Here is an 18,040-nt window from a genome sequence, read left to right on the forward strand (position 1 = left end):
TCACGGGCCCGGCGCCGCCCGGGCGCGGGTTGCCGGGCGGGGCCGACGGTGCCGAACCGGCGGCAGCGGACGGCACGGCGCTCGCGGTGCGGGTGGCGGACGACGCGCGGACCATCGCGTACGCGCTGGACGACGCCTGGCGGTCGGTGCGCCGGTCCCGGCCCCGCCCGTACGCCGGTCGGCGCCGTGCCGGGGGAGTGGGCGGGCCCGGTCGTCGCCCGCTGGACGACGGGGTGGTCGAGCAGGACGGCGAAGTGGTGCTGGCCCGGACGGCGCTGGCGCCCGGCCGGCCGGATCCGGCGCTGCCGTTGCGCGCGGTCGGCGCGGCGGCGCGGGCCGGACTGCCGGTCGCCGCCGCGACGCTGGAATGGCTCGCCACCGCCTGCCCGGCGCCGCCGCAACCCTGGCCGGAACCGGTGCGGCGGGCGTTCCTGCGGCTGCTCGGCGCCGGCCCCGGGCTGGTGCCGGCCTGGGAGGCGGCCGACCGGTACGGGCTCGTCGCCCGGTGGATCCCGGAGTGGTCGGCGGTGCGCAGCCTGCCGCAGCCGGCGCCGGTGCACCGGCACACCGTCGACCGGCACCTGGTGCAGACCGTGGTGTGCGCGACGGCCGCGGCGCACACGGTGGCCCGGCCCGACCTGCTGCTGACCGCCGCGCTGCTGCACGACGTCGGCAAGGGCAGCAGTACCGACCACGCGGTGGCCGGCGCCGCCCGCGCCGAACGGATCGCCGCCCGGATGGGCTGGCCGCCCGGCGACGTGGCGACGCTGGTACGGCTGGTCCGGTGGCACCTGCTGCTGCCCGAGGTGGCGACCCGGCGCGACCTGTCCGACCCGGTGACGATCGCGGCGGTGGCGGACACGGTCGGGGAGGTGGCGCACCTGGACCTGCTCGCCGCGCTCACCGTCGCCGACGCCACCGCGGCCGGCCCGGTCGCCGCGTCGGCTTGGCGGCTCGGGCTGGTCGACACGCTGGTCCGGCGGGTACGGGCGGCGCTCGCCACCGGTGCGCTGCCGACCCCGGGTCAGCCGTCGTCCCGGGTGCGCGAGCTGGCCGCCGGCCCGCTGCCGGCCGTCGAGGTCGACCCGGACCGGGTGTCGGTGGTCGCCCCGGCCGGAACGGACCTGCTCGCCGCGGTCGCCGGCTGTCTCGCCGCGCACCGGCTCACCGTCCTGTCCGCCGACGTCACCGCGCTCCCACCGGCGGACCTCCGCACCGGCCCCGCTGCGCTGCGTCCCGCGGACCCGTCCGTCGATGCCGTCCCCGCGGCCGTTGCGGTGGAATGCCGGGTAAATCCGGATTTCGGCGCCGCGCCCGAGCCGGGCCGGCTCGCCGCCGAACTGCGTCGGGCGCTGCGCGGCGACCTGCCGGTGGCCGAACGGCTCGCCGCGCGAGAACGCGGGTACGACCGGGGCGGCCCGGCGGTGACGCCCGCGGTGCTGTGGCACGACGGCGCCGCCTCCGACGCGGTGGTGCTGGAGGTACGGGCCGCCGACCGGATCGGCCTGCTGTACCGGCTGGCGCGGGCCATCGCCGCGGCCGGCGGCCGGGTCCGCGCCGCCCGGATCGGTACCCTCGGTGCGGTCGCGGTGGACACCTTCTACCTGGTCGGCACGGTGGACCGGGCACGGATCGGCGCCGCCGTGACCGCCGCGGCGACCACCTGAGCGAAGCGGTGGGCCCACCTGAACGAAGCGGGGGGCCGCGCCGCCAGGGCGTCGTCGAGCGGGCGTAACGCACCGATTGTGGTACCTGGTCCGGTGCGCCGACCACACGCCAGCGGCTCGCCCGGTCCGCCCGGTACGCTCGAAGACCGATGCTCGTGGCCCGCCTGCCGGTGGACCTGCCCGCCGACCACAGTTAGAGGACCTTCGACGTGTTCGATTCGCTGACCGAGCGACTCTCCGGCATCTTCACCCAGTTGCGCGGCAAGGGCCGGCTGTCCGAGGCCGACATCGACGCCACCGCACGCGAGATCCGGCTGGCGCTGCTGGAGGCCGACGTCGCGCTGCCGGTCGTCAAGGAGTTCATCGCCCGGGTCAAGGAGCGGGCCCGCGGCGCCGAGGTGTCCCAGGCGCTCAACCCGGCCCAGCAGGTCATCAAGATCGTGCACGAGGAGCTGGTCGGCGTCCTCGGCGGCGAGGAGCGGCGGCTCAACTTCGCCAAGCAGCCGCCGACGGTGATCATGCTCGCCGGCCTGCAGGGCGCCGGTAAGACCACGCTCGCCGGCAAGCTCGGCCGCTGGCTGCGCGAGCAGGGGCACACCCCGCTGCTGGTCGCGGCCGACCTGCAGCGGCCGAACGCGGTCAACCAGCTGCAGATCGTCGGCGAGCGCGCCGGTGTCGAGGTGTACGCGCCGCAGCCCGGCAATGGCGTCGGCGACCCGATCCAGGTCGCCCGGGACTCGATCGAGCACGCCAAGCGGGTGCAGCGCGACGTGGTCGTCATCGACACCGCCGGCCGGCTCGGCGTGGACGCCGAGATGATGGCGCAGGCCGCCTCGATCCGCGACGTGACCGACCCGGACGAGGTCCTGTTCGTCATCGACGCGATGATCGGTCAGGACGCGGTGGCCACCGCCGAGGCGTTCCGTGACGGCGTCGGCATCACCGGCGTCGTACTGTCCAAGCTGGACGGTGATGCCCGCGGTGGCGCGGCGCTGTCGGTCCGGCAGGTCACCGGCCAGCCGATCATGTTCGCCTCCACCGGCGAGAAGCTGGAAGACTTCGACGTCTTCTACCCGGAGCGGATGGCCTCCCGCATCCTCGGCATGGGCGACGTGCTCACCCTGATCGAGCAGGCGGAGAAGGTCTTCGAGGCCGACCAGCAGGAGCGGATGACCGCGAAGCTGGTCGGCGGCGAGCAGTTCACCCTGGACGACTTCCTGGAGCAGCTGATCGCCATCCGCCGGATGGGCCCGATCGGCAACCTGCTGTCGATGATGCCCGGCGCCGGTCAGCTCAAGGACCAGATCGCCGACATCGACGACAAGCACCTCGACCGGGTCACCGCGATCATCCGGTCGATGACGCCGGCCGAGCGCGGTACCCCGAAGATCATCAACGGGTCGCGCCGGGTGCGCATCGCGAACGGCTCCGGCACCACCGTCACCGACGTGAACCAGCTGCTGGAGCGGTTCACCGAGGCGCAGAAGATGATGAAGCAGATGGGCGGCATGATGGGGCTGCCCGGCCGGCGCAAGGCGACGAAGTCGCCGAAGAACAAGCGCAAGGGCAAGAAGGGCAAGCAGCAGAACCGGCAGCCGCGGTCGGGTGGCATGCCGGCGCTGCCGCCCGGGCTCGGCGGCCTGCCCGGTGCCGGCGCCGGCGGTTCGGGCGACGGCAAGGACAACGGCCTGCCGCCCGGCTTCCAGATGCCCAAGATCGACCTGTCCAAGTTCGGCAAGAAGTAGCCGGCCCGTGCCGGTCGCCGGGCCGGTACGAGCCGCGGGTCGCGCCGGAAGCGCGGCCGGGGCGGGTGACGGTGCCGGGTCCGGTTCGGCGCCGCCCGGGCGGGCCGCTACGGTTCGATCATGGCGCTTCATCTGCGGGGTGTGCTGCTGCCCGACGACCAGGTCCGCGACGTGTGGCTGGTCGGTGACCGGGTCACCTTCCAACCGGTACGAGACGCGCAGACGGTGGTGGCCGGCGGCTACCTGATACCGGGGCTGGTGGACGCGCACTGCCACCTGGGCATCGCCCGCGGCGCGATCCCGGTGACCGACCTGGACACCGCCCGCGCGCTGGCCCGCATCGACCGGGACGCCGGAGTGCTCGCGATGCGCGACGCCGGCTCGCCGCTGCACTACCCGCAGCTGGAGGACGAGCCCGACCTGCCCCGGCTGGTGCGGGCCGGCCGGCACCTCGCGCCGCCGAAGCGGTACCTGCGGGGCGTCGCGCAGGAGGTCTCCGCGGCCGAGCTGCCCGCGGCGGCGGCCGAGCAGGCCCGGCTCGGCGGCGGCTGGATCAAGCTGGTCGGCGACTGGATCGACCGCGGCGCGGGCGATCTCGGGCCGACCTTCGATGAGGCGAGCGTGGCGGCGGCGGTCGACGCGGCGCACGCGGCCGGCGCCCGGGTCGCGGTGCACACCTTCAGCGAGCAGGCGGTCGAGTTCCTGGTGCGCTGCGGCGTCGACTCGGTCGAGCACGGTACCGGGCTGTCCGAGGGGTTGCTGGACGAGATGGCCCGGCGCGGCACCGCGCTGGTGCCCACGATGATCAACGTCGCCACGTTCGACGACATCGCGGCGCAGGCCGAGCCGAAGTTTCCCAGCTACGCCGACCACATGCGGCGGCTCAAGCAGAACTTCCCGCGGCTGGTCGGCGCCGCGGTGGACGCCGGCGTCCCGGTCTACGTCGGTACCGACGCCGGCGGCGGCATCGACCACGGTCTCGCCGCCGAGGAGATGCTGCTGCTGCACGAGCAGGCCGGGATGGCGCCGATCGACGTGCTGGCCGCCGCCTCCTGGCGGGCCCGGGAGTGGCTCGGCGTGCCCGGCCTGGTCGAGGGCGGCCTCGCCGACGTCGTGGTGTACGACCGGGATCCGCGCACCGATCTGACCGTGGTCCGCGAGCCGTCCCGGATCGTCCTGCGCGGCCGCATCCTCCGCTGACGCACCGCCTACCTGACGGCAGCCGATCCCAGGACTAGGGTCGGTGGCACGGACGGGGACACGTTCGGCAGGGAGGCGGTTGCGATGGCGAGCAGGGCGCCACGGTCCGATCGCGGCGACGAGCACCTGGCCGTCTCGCCGCCGAAGCGGGCCGCCGCCGGGGTCGGCGGCATCGCGCACGGGCTGTCCGCGGCGCTGCGCCAGATGGGCGTGGCCCGCAGCACCCGCACGCTGCTCGCGATCAACCAGGACGGCGGGTTCGACTGCCCGGGTTGCGCCTGGCCCGAGCCGGGGCACAAGCACACCGCCGAGTTCTGCGAGAACGGCGCGAAGGCGGTCGCCGAGGAGGCGACACTGCGCCGGGTGGGGCCGGAGTTCTTCGCCGCGCACCCGATCTCGCAGCTCGCCACCCGTTCCGACCACTGGCTCGGCCAGCAGGGCCGGCTCACGCATCCGATGGTGCGCCGGCCCGGCTCCGACTCGTACGAGCCGATCGACTGGGACGCGGCCTACGCGCTGATCGCCGACCACCTGCGCGACCTCGCCAGCCCGGACGAGGCGATCTTCTACACGTCCGGGCGCACCAGCAACGAGGCGGCGTTCTGCTACCAGCTGTTCGCCCGCGCGTTCGGCACCAACAACATGCCGGACTGCTCGAACATGTGCCACGAGTCCTCCGGTACCGCGCTGACCGAGACGATCGGGGTGGGCAAGGGGTCGGTGAGCATCGACGACGTCGAGCACGCCGACCTGCTGGTGATCGTGGGCCAGAACCCGGGTACCAACCATCCGCGGATGCTGACCGCGCTGGAGCACGCGAAGCACAACGGCGCGCGGATCATCGCGATCAACCCGCTGCCCGAGGCGGGCCTGATCACCTTCCGCAATCCGCAGCGGCCCAGCGGCATCGTCGGCTCCGGTACCCCGCTGGCCGACCAGTTCCTGCAGGTCAAGCTGGGGGGTGACCTGGCGCTGTTCGCCGCGTTCGGGTCCCTGCTCGCGGGCCGCGCCGAGGTGCTGGACCGCGACTTCGTCGACCGGTACACCGAGGGGTTCGAGGAGTACCGGACGGCCCGGCGCGAGGTCGACTGGGCCACGGTGACCGAGGCGACCGGGCTGACCAGGGACGAGATCGAGCGCGCCGCGGACGCGCTGGCGAGCGCCGAGCGCAGCATCGTGTGCTGGGCGATGGGCATCACCCAGCACACCGAGGCGGTCGCCACCATCCGCGAGATCGTGAACGTGCAGCTGCTGCGCGGCATGATCGGCAAGCCGGGGGCCGGGTTGTGCCCGGTGCGCGGCCACTCCAACGTCCAGGGTGACCGCACCATGGGCATCTGGGAGAAGCTGCCGCCCTGGGCGCCGAAGCTGACGGAGCGGTTCGGCATCGAGGTGCCGCAGCGGGTCGGGTACGACACGGTCGAGGCGATCCGCGCGATGCGGGACGGCAGGGCGAGCGTGTTCATGGCGCTGGGCGGCAACTTCGCCGCGGCCACCCCGGACACCGCGGTGACCGAGCAGGCGCTGCGCAACTGCGCGCTGACGGTGCACGTGTCGACCAAGCTGAACCGCTCGCACCTGGTGCCCGGCGCCACCTCGCTGATCCTGCCGACGCTGGGCCGCACCGACAGCGACATCCAGATCGGTGGCCGGCAGCGGGTCAGCGTGGAGGACTCGATGAGCTGCGTGCACGCCTCGACCGGACGGCTGGCCCCGGCGTCCGACGAGCTGCGCAGCGAGGTCGCGATCGTCTGCCAGCTGGCCCGCGCGGTGCTCGGCGACGAGCTGCCGTGGCGCGACTTCACCGACGACTACCGGATCGTCCGGGCGGCGATCGCGGCGATCGTGCCGGGCTTCGAGGACTACGAGGCGCGGCTGGATGCGCCGGGCGGGTTCGTGCTGCCGCACCCGCCGCGCGACTCGCGCACGTTCGGCACCCCGAGCGGGAAGGCCCGGTTCACCGTCAACGAGATCAGCTTCCCGACGGTACCGGCGGGCCGGTTGCTGCTGCAGACGGTGCGCAGCCACGACCAGTACAACACCACGATCTACGGGCGGGACGACCGTTACCGCGGCATCCACGACGGGCGCCGGGTGGTGTTCGTGCACCCGGACGACCTGGCCGAGCTGGGCGTCGCGGACGCGTCCACGGTGGACCTCGTCAGCGAGTGGACCGACGGGGTGGACCGGCGGGCGCCGGGCTTCCGGGTGGTGGCGTACCCGACCGCGCGCGGCTGCGCGGCCGCGTACTTCCCGGAGACCAACGTGCTGGTGCCGCTGGACTCCACCGCGAAGGGCTCGAACACGCCCACCTCCAAGGCGATCGTGGTCCGGCTGGAACCCGCGACCTGACCGCCGCCCGTTTCCGGGGCGGTGCCCGCCGGTGCGGCACTGCGTCGCGGGCCGGTGGGCGGCGAGCGTGGCGCCGGCCGCGCCGACGCCCGGGAGGTCAGCGGGTGCGACGCCAGTACCAGCGGGCGGCGACGGCGAGGCTCACGCCGTAGGCGGCGAAGGCGCCGAGGCCGATCCAGCTGACCAGCAGCGCGTCCGCGGCGGTCGGCAGCTCACCGCGGGCGACCGGGACGACGCCCGCGGTGGCGAGGGTCAGGTCGGCCACCCCGACCACCCCGTACGGTGCGAGGGTGGCCGTGCCGAGCAACGCCGGCACCAGCAGCACGAGTCGGGGCACCCGCCGGCCGCGCAGCAGCGGTACCCAGCGGGGGAACACCCGGCCCCACGGCCGGACCAGCGCGAACAGCAACAGTACGCCGAGCGCGGCGAGCAGTGCGGTGGCGTCCAGCCCGTACGACTCCAGGGTGAGCCACAGGCCGGACGCACCGTTGCGGGAAGCGATCGCGAGCATCCGCGCGCCGCTGATCCCGGCGAACGTCCCGCCGAGCGCCCACACCGTCTTCATCACCGCGTACGGCAGGAAGGCCGCGGCGCCGGCGTACGCGGCGAGTCGGACCGGCAGCGGGGGCTCCGCGCCGACCGGCCCGACCCGCGCGCCGGAACGGGCGGCGGCGCCGAGCACCGCCACGCCGACCATGCCGACCGCGTGCGCCACCGCGGCGGGTGCGCTGTCCACCCGTTGCGCCACCGCGAGCGTGATCACGTCCATCAGCAGCCCGAAGGCGGTGACCACGGACAGCCCGCAGCACACCGCGTAGCACCGGCGGACGGCACGTCCGGTGGCCGCGCCGCGGTCGGTCAGCGCGGTCAGCGCCGCCGCCGCGGCGACCGCGATCGGGTACCAGTTCAGGGCGACCGGCAGCGGATCGGCGGCCCGGGCGAACAGCGCGGTGCCGGTCACCAGCCCGGCCACGCCCAGCCCGCCGGACAGGATCGCCCAGCCGAGCACCGCCCGCCGCGGCCAGCTCGCCCGGTATCCGTTGGGGTGCGGGGGATCGAGCGGGACCGTCGGTATCGTGTCGGAGGGCCCGCCGTCGTCGGGTCCGGCTGATCGATGCATGGCAACACCGTCGCAGCGGCGGCCGGGTCGGGCGTCCCTCGCGGCGCGGAGCGCGCTCACTCGTACGGGGGTGGCAGGCATGCCGGAGCGCACGGTGATCCTGGTCAACGGGCTGTCCGGGGCGGGCAAGTCCACCCTGGCCCGCCGGCTGGCCGAGGCGCTGCGGCTCCCGCTGTACGGCAAGGACGTGCTGAAGGAGACGCTCGCCGACCACCTCGACGACCCGGCGTACCTCACCGACGGCCCGGCCGCGCGCCGGCTCGGCGCGGCCGCGTCCGAGGCGATGTGGGCGCTGCTCGCGGACGCGTACGGCGGTGCGGTGCTGGAGAGCACCTGGCTGGGCGTACGAGACCTGGCCGCCGCCGGCCTGTCCCGCGCCGGCGTGACCCGCCCGCTGGAGATCTGGTGCGACGTCCCGGTCGAGCTGGCCCGGCGCCGGGCGCTCGACCGGTCGCCGCGGCACCCGGTGCACGTCGGCGAGCCGCACGGCGACGAGCGCTGGGCGTACTGGGCGCGTACCGCGCGGCCGCTCGCCCTCGGCCCGGTCCTGCGGGTGGACACCACCGGTGCCGTCGATCTTCGCCCCGTCGTCGCCTGGATCCGGCAGGGCGGCAGCGGGTAAACGAGCCGGCGGGGCGCGGACCGGTCGGCGGGTGGCGACCGGGTCAGGGATGGGGGCCGCCGAGCGCGGCGGTGATGGCACGAGCGGTGCCGAACAGTTCGGTGAGCGCCTCGTGCCGGGCGGCGTCGGTGAACCGGCCGCTCGGGCCGGAGATCGACAGCGCCGCGACGACGGCGCCGGCGTGGTCGTGTACGGGGGCGGCGACCGCGCTGACGCCCGGAACCGACTCGTTGCTCGCGGAGGCGTACCCGGCGGTGCGGATCTCGTCGAGCAGCGCGAGCAGCCCGTCGCGGCCCGCCGGGGTGGCGACCCGCCAGGCATCCGCACCGGCGTCCGCGAGTACCGCGTCGCGCCGCTCGGCGGTCATCCCGGCGATGAGCACCCGGCCCGGCGCGCCGGCCCAGATCGGGTACGGGTGGCCCAGCTCGGAGGTGGTGCGCAGCTCGGAGACGCTCTGCACCTCCTCGATGAACATCCGCTCGGCGCCGAGTGCCACGCTCAGCCCGACCGACTCGCCGGTCAGGTCGCGCAGCCGTCGCATCGGCCCCACCGCGATCAGCCGCAGGTCGAGCCGGGCCTGGTACGCGGCGCCGAGCGCGAGGGTGCGCGGACCGAGCCGGTAGCGGCGGGTGACCGGGTCCTGGCTGGCCAGGCGGCACTCGTCGAGGGTTCGCAGCAGCCGGGCGACGGTGCTCTTCGGCAGCTCGACCCGGGCCGCGAGCTCCCGGACCCCCAGGCCGGTCTCCGCCGTGCGCAGCGCCTCCAACAGCTCGATGCCTCGGCGTAGCGACTCGCTCACGTGGCGTCCTTCGTGTGGGTTCCGTCCGCGCCGGGCATGGCGAGGGGGTTGACGTGGGGTCGGCACGCGCGCGAGTCTGTGCCGAACGTTGTCCCGTTCTACGATTCGATGTCCCGCTCAGCGGGACAGTACCGCATCCGATCATCCTGGCGCCAGCCCGGTGCCGCACCCGGAAGGGAGAGCCACCGATGCGTGGACGCGCAGACGAGGCGGGCGCCACCTCGATCCGGCAGATCGCCGTGGCGAGCCTGATCGGCACCGTCGTCGAGTGGTACGACTTCTTCCTGTACGCGACGATGGCCACGCTGGTGTTCAACAAGGCTTTCTTCCCGACCGGCAACGAGCTGCTGAGCACCCTGATCGCCTTCACCACGTTCGCCGCCGGGTTCGTCACCCGGCCGATCGGCGGGCTGGTCTTCGGTCACTTCGGCGACCGGCTCGGCCGCAAGCAGATGCTCGTGATCACGATGATGATCATGGGCGGTGCGACCTTCCTGATGGGCCTGCTCCCCACGTACGGGCAGATCGGCGTCGCGGCCCCGATCCTGTTGCTGGTGCTGCGGATGCTGCAGGGCATCGGCCTGGGCGGCGAGTGGGGCGGCGCGATGCTGATGACCGCCGAGCACTCCCCGACGGGCCGGCGCGGCTGGTACACCAGCTGGCCGCAGCTCGGCGTCCCGATCGGGCTGCTCGCCTCGACGCTGGTGGTCAACGTGCTGGGCCGGTTCGGCTCCGCCGCGTTCGCCTCCTGGGGCTGGCGGATCGGGTTCCTGCTCAGCGCGCTGCTGGTGGGCATCGGGATGTTCATCCGGCTGCGGGTCAGCGAGCCGCCCGCGTTCGCGGAGATCGTCCGGGCCAAGCGGCAGGTGCGGTTGCCGCTGGCCGACGTGTTCCGCCGGCACCCGAAGACGACGCTGCTCGCGGTCGGCGCCCGCTTCTCGGAGAGCCTGACGTTCAACATCTACAACGCGTTCATCATCACCTACCTCACCGTGGTGCTGAAGCTGGACAAGTCGGTGGCGCTGGACGGGTTGCTGATCGCCGCGGTGGTCGGGTTCTTCGCGATCCTCGTCGCCGGCCGGCTGTCGGACCGGATCGGCCGGCGGCCGGTGTTCATCGCCGGCGCGGCGATCGCCGCGGCGACCGCGTTCCCGCTGTTCGGCCTGATCGACACCGGTCGTACCGGACTGATCTGGCTCGCGCTCGTCATCGGCTGGGGCATCGCCGCGTGCACGATGTTCGGCGCGGAGGGTGCCCTGTTCGCCGAGCTGTACCCGACCCGGGTTCGCTACAGCGGCATCTCCATCGTCTACCAGCTCGGCGTCCTGCCGTCCGGTGCGATCGCGCCGGCGGTCGCCACCGCGCTGGTCGCGCACTACAGCCACCAGTCCTGGCCGGTCGCGACCTACGTCTTGGTCGTCGGGGTGATCAGCGTGGTGTCCCTGGTCTTCCTCCCGGAGACGCACCGGCGCGACCTGCACGCCGAACCGTCCGCGGCGCCCGTTCCGGACGTCACCCCGGCGTCCTGAGCCGACCCGGTCCCGTCGCCGGGCCGGCCCAGCGCACCCGGCACCGCCCCACGAGTACGAGGAAAGGCCTCACATGCCCGCACGACCCGACGTTGTCCTGGTGCTCGCCGACGACATGGGATTCTCCGACATCGGTTGCTACGGCGGCGAAGTAGCCACCCCGAACCTGGACCGGCTGGCCGCCCACGGGGTGCGGATGTCGCAGTTCTACAACACGGCGCGGTGCAGCCCGTCCCGGGCGTCGCTGGTGACCGGGCTGCACCCGCACCAGACCGGCATCGGCATCCTCAACTACGACGACGCCCCCGACGGCTACCCGGGGACGTTGAACGACCGGTGCGTCACGATCGCCGAGGTGCTGCGGGCCGCCGGCTACGGTACGTACCTGAGCGGCAAGTGGCACCTGTCCTCGGACCTGCACACGCCGAACGACGCGTGGCCGACCCGGCGCGGGTTCGACGAGTTCTACGGGACGCTGGAGGGCGCCGGCAGCTACTACTCGACCCGGACGCTGACCCGCAACGAGACCGGCATCGAGGCCGAGACCGCCGATCCGGACTTCTACTACACCGACGCGATCAGCGACAACGCCGTGCGGTTCGTCCGGGGGCACCACGCCGAGCGGGCCGACGACCCGCTGTTCCTCTACCTCGCCTACGCCGCGCCGCACTGGCCGCTGCACGCCCGCCCGGAGGACGTGGCGCGCTATGCGGGCCGGTTCGACGAGGGCTGGGACGTGCTGCGCGGTAAGCGGATGCGGCGGCTCACCGAGTCCGGCATCCTCGACCGCGGCTGGGCGCTCAGCGATCGGGACCCGGCGGTACCGGCATGGGACGACACCGCCGACCACGACTGGCAGGCGGCCCGGATGGCGGTGTACGCGGCGCAGATCGACCGGATGGACCAGGGCATCGGGCGGGTCCTCGACGCGCTGGAGCAGACCGGCCGGCTGGACGACACGCTGTTCGTGTTCCTGTCCGACAACGGCGGCTGCGCCGAGGAGATGCCGGTCGAGACGGTCCGCGAGTTCATCACCGGCTTCGTCGCGTACGACGAGACGACCCGCGCCGGGGAGCCGGTGCGGCCGGGCAACACGCCGGCGATCACGCCCGGCGGCGAGGACACCTACGCCACCTACGGCCGGGAGTGGGCCAACCTGTCCAACACGCCGTTCCGCGAGTACAAGCACTGGGTGCACGAGGGTGGCATCTCGACCCCGCTGATCGCGCACTGGCCGGCCGGGCTCGGTACGCAGCCGCGCATCGTGCACGCGCCGCACCAGCTGCCGGACGTGCTGGCCACGGTGCTGGAGCTGACCGGCGCGAGCTACCCGGCCGAGTACGACGGGCGCGACGTGCTGCCGCCGGAGGGCGTCAGCATGGCGCCGACCTGGCGGGGCGAGCAGCCGCCGGAGCGGACGCTGTACTGGGAGCACGAGGGCAACGCGGCGGTGCGCCGGGGCCGCTGGAAGCTGGTGCGCAAGTACCCGGGGGAGTGGGAGCTGTACGACATCGACGCCGACCGCACCGAGCTGCACGACCGCGCCGCCGAGCACCCCGACGTGGTCGCCGACCTCGCGGCGGACTACCAGCGCTGGGCGGACCGCTGCGGCGTGCTCCCGCGCGAGCAGGTCCTGGCGCTGTACGAGCGTCGCGGCCGCGCCCTGCCGCAGTGACCGGGGCTGCCGGGCCCGTGGAAGCCCGGCAGCCGGCCCTGGCGGGCGACTCAGGCGTCGGCCAGCTCGCCGTGCGCGCGGTCCAGCACGACGGCCAGGACGCGCCCGGCGGCGGCCAGGTCCTCGGCCGGCAGGTCGCCCCAGAGCCGCTCGGTGATCGGGCCGATCGCGGCGCGAACCTGCGTCCAGCGGGCCCGCCCCTCGTCGGTGACCTGGATGCGACCGTCGCCGCCGTCGCGCAGCAGGCCCCCGGCACTCAGCTCGCCGATCCGCTGGTGTACCGCCGCCCGGCTGAACCGGGTGGCGGCGCCGACCCGGCCGACGAGGTCGTCCCGGTCGAGGTCCCCGCCGCCGACGACGGCCAGCGTCAGCGTCACCCACTGCGGCTCGCTGACACCGGTACCGGCAAGCTGCCGGTCCAGGATCGCGTTGAGCGCCTTCTCGGTCTGGCCGATCAACGCGGTACCGAAGGTGTGGCTCGCGGTCGTCATCGTGACCTCCCAATCCGTACGGCCTTCTAACGTTCGTTTGACTAACGTTTCCGACGGGAGTGAAGCTATATCGTTAGTACGACTAACGCAAGCGGGTCGTGATCGGGGTCATGGTCGGCCGAGACGAGGCGGCGACGTGCCGACGGCGGCGTGACTCGTGCCGGTCTCAGTCCGGATCCGGGGCCCGGCCGTCCTTCCCCTCCGGTTCGGCGGAGGAGCCGTCGGCGCTCGGTACCGTGCCGCCGTCGACCGGCTCGTCCAGCCAGAGGAGTTCGTCGTGGCAGTCGACCAGCCGCTCGAAGGCGCGCCGGGCGGGCCGGAACTGGCTGACCGTGTGGTCGCGGTGGACCACCAGCGCCGAGTCGGCGACCCGCAGTCCCCACCCGGCGATCTCGGGCGAGCCGGTGTCGCTGTCGTCGGTGTAGTCGACCAGCAGGAACCGCCGCGGCGTCGCGGTGAGGTCCAGTCCGGGCACGAGAGCGGTCAGTCGGTCGCGGAGGGCGGCGTCGGCGCCGCGAGGTGTGGTGGTCATGTCCAGGACCCTGCCGGTCTTTCGGTACGGACGGTAGGCATCTAGGCTCAACCCGTGAACGGTACGAACGGGCAGGTTCCTGGTGAACCCAGTGCGGATCCCCACGAACCGAATGCGGCCCGAAACGAACCCGGTAAGCATCCGCACGACCCCGGTACGGACGTGCCGCCCGGCGTGCGCGAGCTGTTGACCGGCCCGGACGCCCCGTCCGTGCCGGCGCTGTTCGCCGCCGAACTGCGCCGCTACCGGATCGAGGCGCGCCTGACCCAGGACGAGCTGGCGCAGCGGGTGTACTGCTCGTCCGGCCTGGTCAGCATGATCGAGACCGGCCGCCGCTCACCCAACAAGGACTTCACCAAACGGTGCGACGAGGTGTTGGGTACCGGTGGTGCGCTGATGCGGCTGTGGCCGCTGCTCACCCGCGAGGCGTACCCGTCGTGGTTTCGGCCGTTCGTGCAGATGGAGGCGACCGCGACCGCGATCCACGAGTTCGAGGTGCAGGCGGTGCCGGGGCTGCTGCAGACGGCCGACTACGCCCGTACCGTGATCGGCGCGAGCTGGCCGCCCAACAGCCCCGACGAGACCGACCGCCAGCTCGCCGCCCGGCTGGAACGCCAGGAGATCCTGGACCGCCCGTCCCCGCCCCTGCTCTGGGCCGTCCTGGACGAGGGGGTACTCCGCCGCCCGGTCGGCACCCCCGACGTGATGCGCGCCCAGCTCCAACACTTGCTGAAAATGGCCCAACGCCAACACATCCGCCTCCAGATCATGCCCTTCACCGCTGGCGTTCATGCCGCCATGGACGGCTCATACACCGTTATCGACCTGCCCAACAGGGAGCACGTCGTTTACGTCGAGGGTCCAGGTGGTGGGCGACTCGTGATCACCCCCGAATTGGTGACACAATTGCGGCTGAGATTCGACGCGCTGCGCGGTTTGGCCTTGTCGCCCGAAGAGTCGAGTGCGGCAGTCGCAGCAAGGTTGGGAGAGCTGTGAACGACATCTGTCACCTGCGTTGGTGGAAGAGCAGCCGCAGCGGCAATCAAGGCGGCCAGTGCGTCGAGATCGCTACCAGCGGTGACACCTGGTACGTGCGGGACAGCAAGGACGCCAGGGGTGGCCGCCTGGCGGTCGATCGCGCCGCCTGGCAGTCCTTCGTCCGCAGCGTCAAGACCGGTACGTGGTGACCGCCGCCCGGCAGCAATGAGGCGGCGGCACCGCACGGTTCAACCGACCCGGCGGACCTCCTGGGGCCAGCCGCAGGCCACCGCGATCTTGCCGGCCCACAGTCTCGCGGCCTCCTCGTCGGCCACGTCCACCACGGTGAACCCGCCGAGGAACTCCTTGGTCTCGACGTACGGGCCGTCGGTGAACGTCAGCGTGCCGCTGGTCGCGTCCGCGCTGAACGCCTGGCCGTGGTCCTCCTCCAGCCCGCCGGCGAACACGTACACACCGGCGGCCTTGATCTCGTCCACCACCGCCTTCGCGAGCGGCCCACGCTCCTCGAACCACTCCTCGGGGTGGTCACCCACCCACTGCTGGTTGAAGTAGATGCAGTACATCGGCATGTCGATTCCCTCTCCGGAGCGGACCCGGCGCCCGCGTCCACATACTCCACGAACGACCCGCCCCCGATCCGACATCGCCCGCGGAGAAGTCCGAGCCGCTGGTCGTGGCCGGGGTCGGTGCCACTCGTTCGGAGTCGCCTGTTCGGTCGGGTACGGCGGCGTTCGCCCGAGGCATGCCTCGGCTGGCGTGGGACTCCGCCGATGGGTGGGGCTTGCTGGGCGAATAGGATGTCGGACCATGGCGCGAGTGCTGACCCCGCAGGCGGAGGACTTTCCCCGCTGGTACCAGGACGTGATCAACAAGGCCGAGCTGGCCGACAACGGCCCGGTGCGCGGCACCATGGTGATCCGGCCGACCGGGTACGCCATCTGGGAGCGGATGCAGTCCGAGATGGACGACCGGATCAAGCTGGCCGGCGCTCAGAACGCGTACTTCCCGCTGTTCATTCCGGAGAGCTACCTCAAGCGCGAGGCGCAGCACGTGGAGGGGTTCTCGCCGGAGCTCGCGGTGGTCACCCACGCCGGCGGCAAGGACCTGGACGAGCCGATCGTGGTGCGGCCGACGTCCGAGACGGTCATCGGCGAGTTCATGGCCAAGTGGGTGCAGTCCTACCGCGACCTGCCGCTGCTGCTCAACCAGTGGGCGAACGTGGTGCGCTGGGAGCTGCGCCCGCGGGTGTTCCTGCGCACCAGCGAGTTCCTGTGGCAGGAGGGGCACACCGCGCACGCCAGTGAGGCCGACGCCCGGGCGTACGCGCGGCGCATCCTGCACGAGGCGTACCAGGACCTGATGGTCAACGTGCTGGCGATGCCGGTGATCGTGGGCCGCAAGACCGCCGCGGAGCGGTTCGCCGGTGCGACCGGGACGTACACGCTGGAAGCGATGATGCGGGACGGCAAGGCCCTGCAGATGGGTACCTCGCACGAGCTCGGGCAGAACTTCGCCAAGGCGTTCGGGATCGAGTTCACCGGCGACAGCGGGTCCCGCGAGCACGCCTGGACGACCTCCTGGGGCACCTCGACCCGGATGGTCGGTGGGCTGATCATGTGCCACGGTGACGACAGCGGGCTGCGGGTGCCGCCGCGACTGGCGCCGATCCAGGCGCACGTGATGGTGGTCAAGTCCGGGGATGCGGTGCCGGAGACGGCGGCGAAGCTGCGCGACGCGCTGCGCGACGCTGGGGTGCGGGTCGGCTTCGACGACCGTACCGACACACCGTTCGGCCGGCGCGCCGTCGACGCCGAGCTGAAGGGGTACCCGATCCGGGTCGAGGTCGGCCCGCGCGACCTCGCCGCCGGCAACGTGGTGCTGGCCCGCCGCTCCACCGGGGGCAAGACGCCGGTACCGGTGGACAAGGCGGTGGACGAGATCCAGACCGCGCTGGCCGCCGACCAGCAGGCGCTGTACGACCAGGCGCTCGCGTTCCGGGAGGCGCGTACCGTCGACGTGACCACCGCCGCCGACGCGGTGGAGGCGGCGGCGACCGGCTTCGCCCGGATCCCGTGGTCGACGCTGGGCACCGCCGGTGAGGCGGAGCTGAACAAGCAGGCGGTCACGGTGCGCTGCCTGGTCCGGGCCGACGGCTCGGTGCCCGACAGCGAGGACGAGCCCGACCTCACCGCGTACGTGGCCCGCTCGTACTGACCGGCGCCCGCGCGACGCCGCGTCGACGACCGGCGTCGCGCGAGCGCTGCGCGGGCCGGGCGCTGGGGCCGACCGGTGCGGTCAGGCCTCCGGGTGGCAGGGGAGTTGGGCGCGCCACCACGGCGTTTCCACGAAGCCGCGGCGGATGGTGAGCAGCTCCATGCTGGCCCGCCAACCCTCCACCCCGGACAGTGCGCCGAGCGTGTCGGTGGTGAACCGGAACAGGTCGCGCTCGGTGGGCAGGATCAGCTCGCACATCAGGCAGTTCGCCGACAGCATCGCCGCCACGTAGCGCACCCCGCGGTGGGTGGCGAGCTCGCGGGCCACCTCGTCCAGCCGGGCCGGCGCGACCGTGACGTCCAGCAGCACCTCGGACTCGAAGCCGAGCGCGGCCGACGGCACCAGCGTGGTGACGGTCAGGCAGCCCCGGTCTCGCATCGCCTCGAACCGCCGGCGCACGGTGGACTCGTTGATCGACAACCGCCCGGCGACGGTCCGGAAGCTGTCCCGGGCATGCGCGCGCAGCTCGGCGATGATGGCGCGGTCGGTGGCGTCGAAGTGCTCCGGCGCGCACTCGTGCGGCTCCGGGCGGGCGTCGACGTCGCCGCCGCGGTACCAGTCGTGCGCCACCTTGTAGGTGTGCAGCCGCAGGTCGGTCTCGCACCGGGCGATGCCGTCGATGGTCTGGATCTCCTCGACCACCCGGGCGGCGAGCGAGTCGGCGCGCGGCACGTTGATCTCGGCGATGATGTCGTACGCGCCGCTGACCAGGGCGAGGAACCGCACGTCGGCGCGCCCGGCGAGCTCGGCGCAGACCCGCGCCTGCCGGCCGGGGGAGCAGGTGATGCGCAGGACGAACAGGTCGGCCGGCCCGGCGTGCTGGGTGTCCGGGACGGCGGCGACCCGGACGATGCCGTCGCGCAGCAGCTGCTGGCCGCGCCGGGACACCGCGGACAGCGAGCTGCCGCAGGCGGTGGCGATGTCGGTCCAGCTGGCCCGGCCGTCGTCCTGGAGCGCGACGACGATCTGCCGGCTCAGCTCGTCCAGCGCCGGCGCGTTCATCGGCGGGGGCCCGGCTCGACCCGGTGCCGCGTC

The 18,040-nt window shown here is 73.3% G+C and carries 16 protein-coding genes; 10 read left to right on the forward strand and 6 right to left on the reverse strand.

What is annotated here, in order from left to right:
• The 4 genes from NUM_RS06705 to NUM_RS06720 all read left to right on the forward strand — a co-directional run.
• Window positions 1-1,667, forward strand: a 1,667-nt coding sequence (locus NUM_RS06705) for an HD domain-containing protein (RefSeq protein ID WP_207123705.1), incomplete at its 5' end; no start/stop codon positions are given.
• Window positions 1,668-1,876: 209 nt separating this feature from the next.
• A complete protein-coding gene (ffh, locus tag NUM_RS06710) occupies window positions 1,877-3,412 on the forward strand; it encodes a signal recognition particle protein (protein WP_207123706.1) in 1,536 nt (511 codons plus the stop codon).
• Between the two features lie 120 nt (window positions 3,413-3,532).
• A complete protein-coding gene (locus NUM_RS06715) occupies window positions 3,533-4,612 on the forward strand; it encodes an amidohydrolase family protein (RefSeq protein WP_207123707.1) in 1,080 nt (359 codons plus the stop codon).
• Between the two features lie 84 nt (window positions 4,613-4,696).
• Window positions 4,697-6,964 (forward strand): FdhF/YdeP family oxidoreductase, encoded by a 2,268-nt coding sequence (locus NUM_RS06720; RefSeq protein ID WP_207123708.1) that lies wholly within the window; start codon window positions 4,697-4,699, stop codon window positions 6,962-6,964.
• Between the two features lie 97 nt (window positions 6,965-7,061).
• Here NUM_RS06720 and NUM_RS06725 read toward each other — a convergent pair whose 3' ends face one another.
• Complete coding sequence (locus tag NUM_RS06725; protein WP_207123709.1) at window positions 7,062-8,084, reverse strand: hypothetical protein; 1,023 nt, start codon at window positions 8,082-8,084, stop codon at window positions 7,062-7,064.
• Window positions 8,085-8,163: 79 nt separating this feature from the next.
• Here NUM_RS06725 and NUM_RS06730 point away from each other — a divergent pair, with 79 nt between their 5' ends.
• Window positions 8,164-8,706, forward strand: a complete 543-nt coding sequence (locus NUM_RS06730) for an AAA family ATPase (protein WP_207123711.1) — start codon at window positions 8,164-8,166, stop codon at window positions 8,704-8,706.
• Between the two features lie 43 nt (window positions 8,707-8,749).
• On the opposite strand, the gene NUM_RS06735 is transcribed toward NUM_RS06730, so the two are convergent.
• Window positions 8,750-9,505 (reverse strand): IclR family transcriptional regulator, encoded by a 756-nt coding sequence (locus NUM_RS06735; protein ID WP_207123713.1) that lies wholly within the window; start codon window positions 9,503-9,505, stop codon window positions 8,750-8,752.
• Between the two features lie 188 nt (window positions 9,506-9,693).
• Here NUM_RS06735 and NUM_RS06740 point away from each other — a divergent pair, with 188 nt between their 5' ends.
• Together NUM_RS06740 and NUM_RS06745 are read left to right on the forward strand one after the other, a co-directional pair.
• On the forward strand, window positions 9,694-11,034 hold the full coding sequence (locus NUM_RS06740; protein WP_207123714.1) for an MFS transporter: 1,341 nt from the start codon (window positions 9,694-9,696) through the stop codon (window positions 11,032-11,034).
• Window positions 11,035-11,107: 73 nt separating this feature from the next.
• Window positions 11,108-12,709 (forward strand): arylsulfatase, encoded by a 1,602-nt coding sequence (locus NUM_RS06745; protein WP_207123716.1) that lies wholly within the window; start codon window positions 11,108-11,110, stop codon window positions 12,707-12,709.
• A gap of 50 nt (window positions 12,710-12,759) precedes the next feature.
• On the opposite strand, the gene NUM_RS06750 is transcribed toward NUM_RS06745, so the two are convergent.
• Both NUM_RS06750 and NUM_RS06755 read right to left on the reverse strand, forming a co-directional pair.
• Window positions 12,760-13,200 (reverse strand): winged helix DNA-binding protein, encoded by a 441-nt coding sequence (locus NUM_RS06750; RefSeq protein WP_207123718.1) that lies wholly within the window; start codon window positions 13,198-13,200, stop codon window positions 12,760-12,762.
• Window positions 13,201-13,366: 166 nt separating this feature from the next.
• Entirely contained in the window at window positions 13,367-13,732 is a 366-nt protein-coding gene (locus NUM_RS06755; protein WP_207123720.1) for a hypothetical protein, read from the reverse strand.
• Between the two features lie 54 nt (window positions 13,733-13,786).
• Here NUM_RS06755 and NUM_RS06760 point away from each other — a divergent pair, with 54 nt between their 5' ends.
• Window positions 13,787-14,728 (forward strand): helix-turn-helix domain-containing protein, encoded by a 942-nt coding sequence (locus NUM_RS06760; RefSeq protein ID WP_207123722.1) that lies wholly within the window; start codon window positions 13,787-13,789, stop codon window positions 14,726-14,728.
• Window positions 14,725-14,919, forward strand: a complete 195-nt coding sequence (locus tag NUM_RS06765) for a DUF397 domain-containing protein (RefSeq protein WP_225918378.1) — start codon at window positions 14,725-14,727, stop codon at window positions 14,917-14,919. Before NUM_RS06760 ends, NUM_RS06765 begins: the two co-directional genes overlap by 4 nt.
• A gap of 39 nt (window positions 14,920-14,958) precedes the next feature.
• Here NUM_RS06765 and NUM_RS06770 read toward each other — a convergent pair whose 3' ends face one another.
• A complete protein-coding gene (locus tag NUM_RS06770; protein WP_207123723.1) occupies window positions 14,959-15,300 on the reverse strand; it encodes a YciI family protein in 342 nt (113 codons plus the stop codon).
• A gap of 238 nt (window positions 15,301-15,538) precedes the next feature.
• Here NUM_RS06770 and proS point away from each other — a divergent pair, with 238 nt between their 5' ends.
• Window positions 15,539-16,945, forward strand: coding sequence for a proline--tRNA ligase (gene proS, locus NUM_RS06775; protein WP_207123724.1), 1,407 nt, complete (start codon window positions 15,539-15,541; stop codon window positions 16,943-16,945).
• Between the two features lie 81 nt (window positions 16,946-17,026).
• Here the strand turns inward: proS and NUM_RS06780 are convergent, their stop codons facing one another.
• Window positions 17,027-18,007: an Lrp/AsnC family transcriptional regulator gene (locus tag NUM_RS06780; protein ID WP_207123725.1), complete on the reverse strand. Its 981-nt coding sequence runs from the start codon at window positions 18,005-18,007 to the stop codon at window positions 17,027-17,029.
• Between the last annotated feature and the right edge of the window lie 33 nt (window positions 18,008-18,040).

Source organism: Actinocatenispora comari, assembly GCF_017312725.1.
Lineage (GTDB): Bacteria > Actinomycetota > Actinomycetes > Mycobacteriales > Micromonosporaceae > Actinocatenispora > Actinocatenispora comari.

Coding starts and splice junctions, on each gene's coding strand:
- NUM_RS06715 (WP_207123707.1), top strand. CDS start 3,533: ATGGCGCTTCATCTGCGGGGTGTGCTGCTGCCCGACGACCAGGTCCGC.
- NUM_RS06720 (WP_207123708.1), top strand. CDS start 4,697: ATGGCGAGCAGGGCGCCACGGTCCGATCGCGGCGACGAGCACCTGGCC.
- NUM_RS06725 (WP_207123709.1), bottom strand. CDS start 8,084: ATGCATCGATCAGCCGGACCCGACGACGGCGGGCCCTCCGACACGATA.
- NUM_RS06730 (WP_207123711.1), top strand. CDS start 8,164: ATGCCGGAGCGCACGGTGATCCTGGTCAACGGGCTGTCCGGGGCGGGC.
- NUM_RS06740 (WP_207123714.1), top strand. CDS start 9,694: ATGCGTGGACGCGCAGACGAGGCGGGCGCCACCTCGATCCGGCAGATC.
- NUM_RS06745 (WP_207123716.1), top strand. CDS start 11,108: ATGCCCGCACGACCCGACGTTGTCCTGGTGCTCGCCGACGACATGGGA.
- NUM_RS06750 (WP_207123718.1), bottom strand. CDS start 13,200: ATGACGACCGCGAGCCACACCTTCGGTACCGCGTTGATCGGCCAGACC.
- NUM_RS06755 (WP_207123720.1), bottom strand. CDS start 13,732: ATGACCACCACACCTCGCGGCGCCGACGCCGCCCTCCGCGACCGACTG.
- NUM_RS06770 (WP_207123723.1), bottom strand. CDS start 15,300: ATGCCGATGTACTGCATCTACTTCAACCAGCAGTGGGTGGGTGACCAC.
- proS (WP_207123724.1), top strand. CDS start 15,539: ATGGCGCGAGTGCTGACCCCGCAGGCGGAGGACTTTCCCCGCTGGTAC.
- NUM_RS06780 (WP_207123725.1), bottom strand. CDS start 18,007: ATGAACGCGCCGGCGCTGGACGAGCTGAGCCGGCAGATCGTCGTCGCG.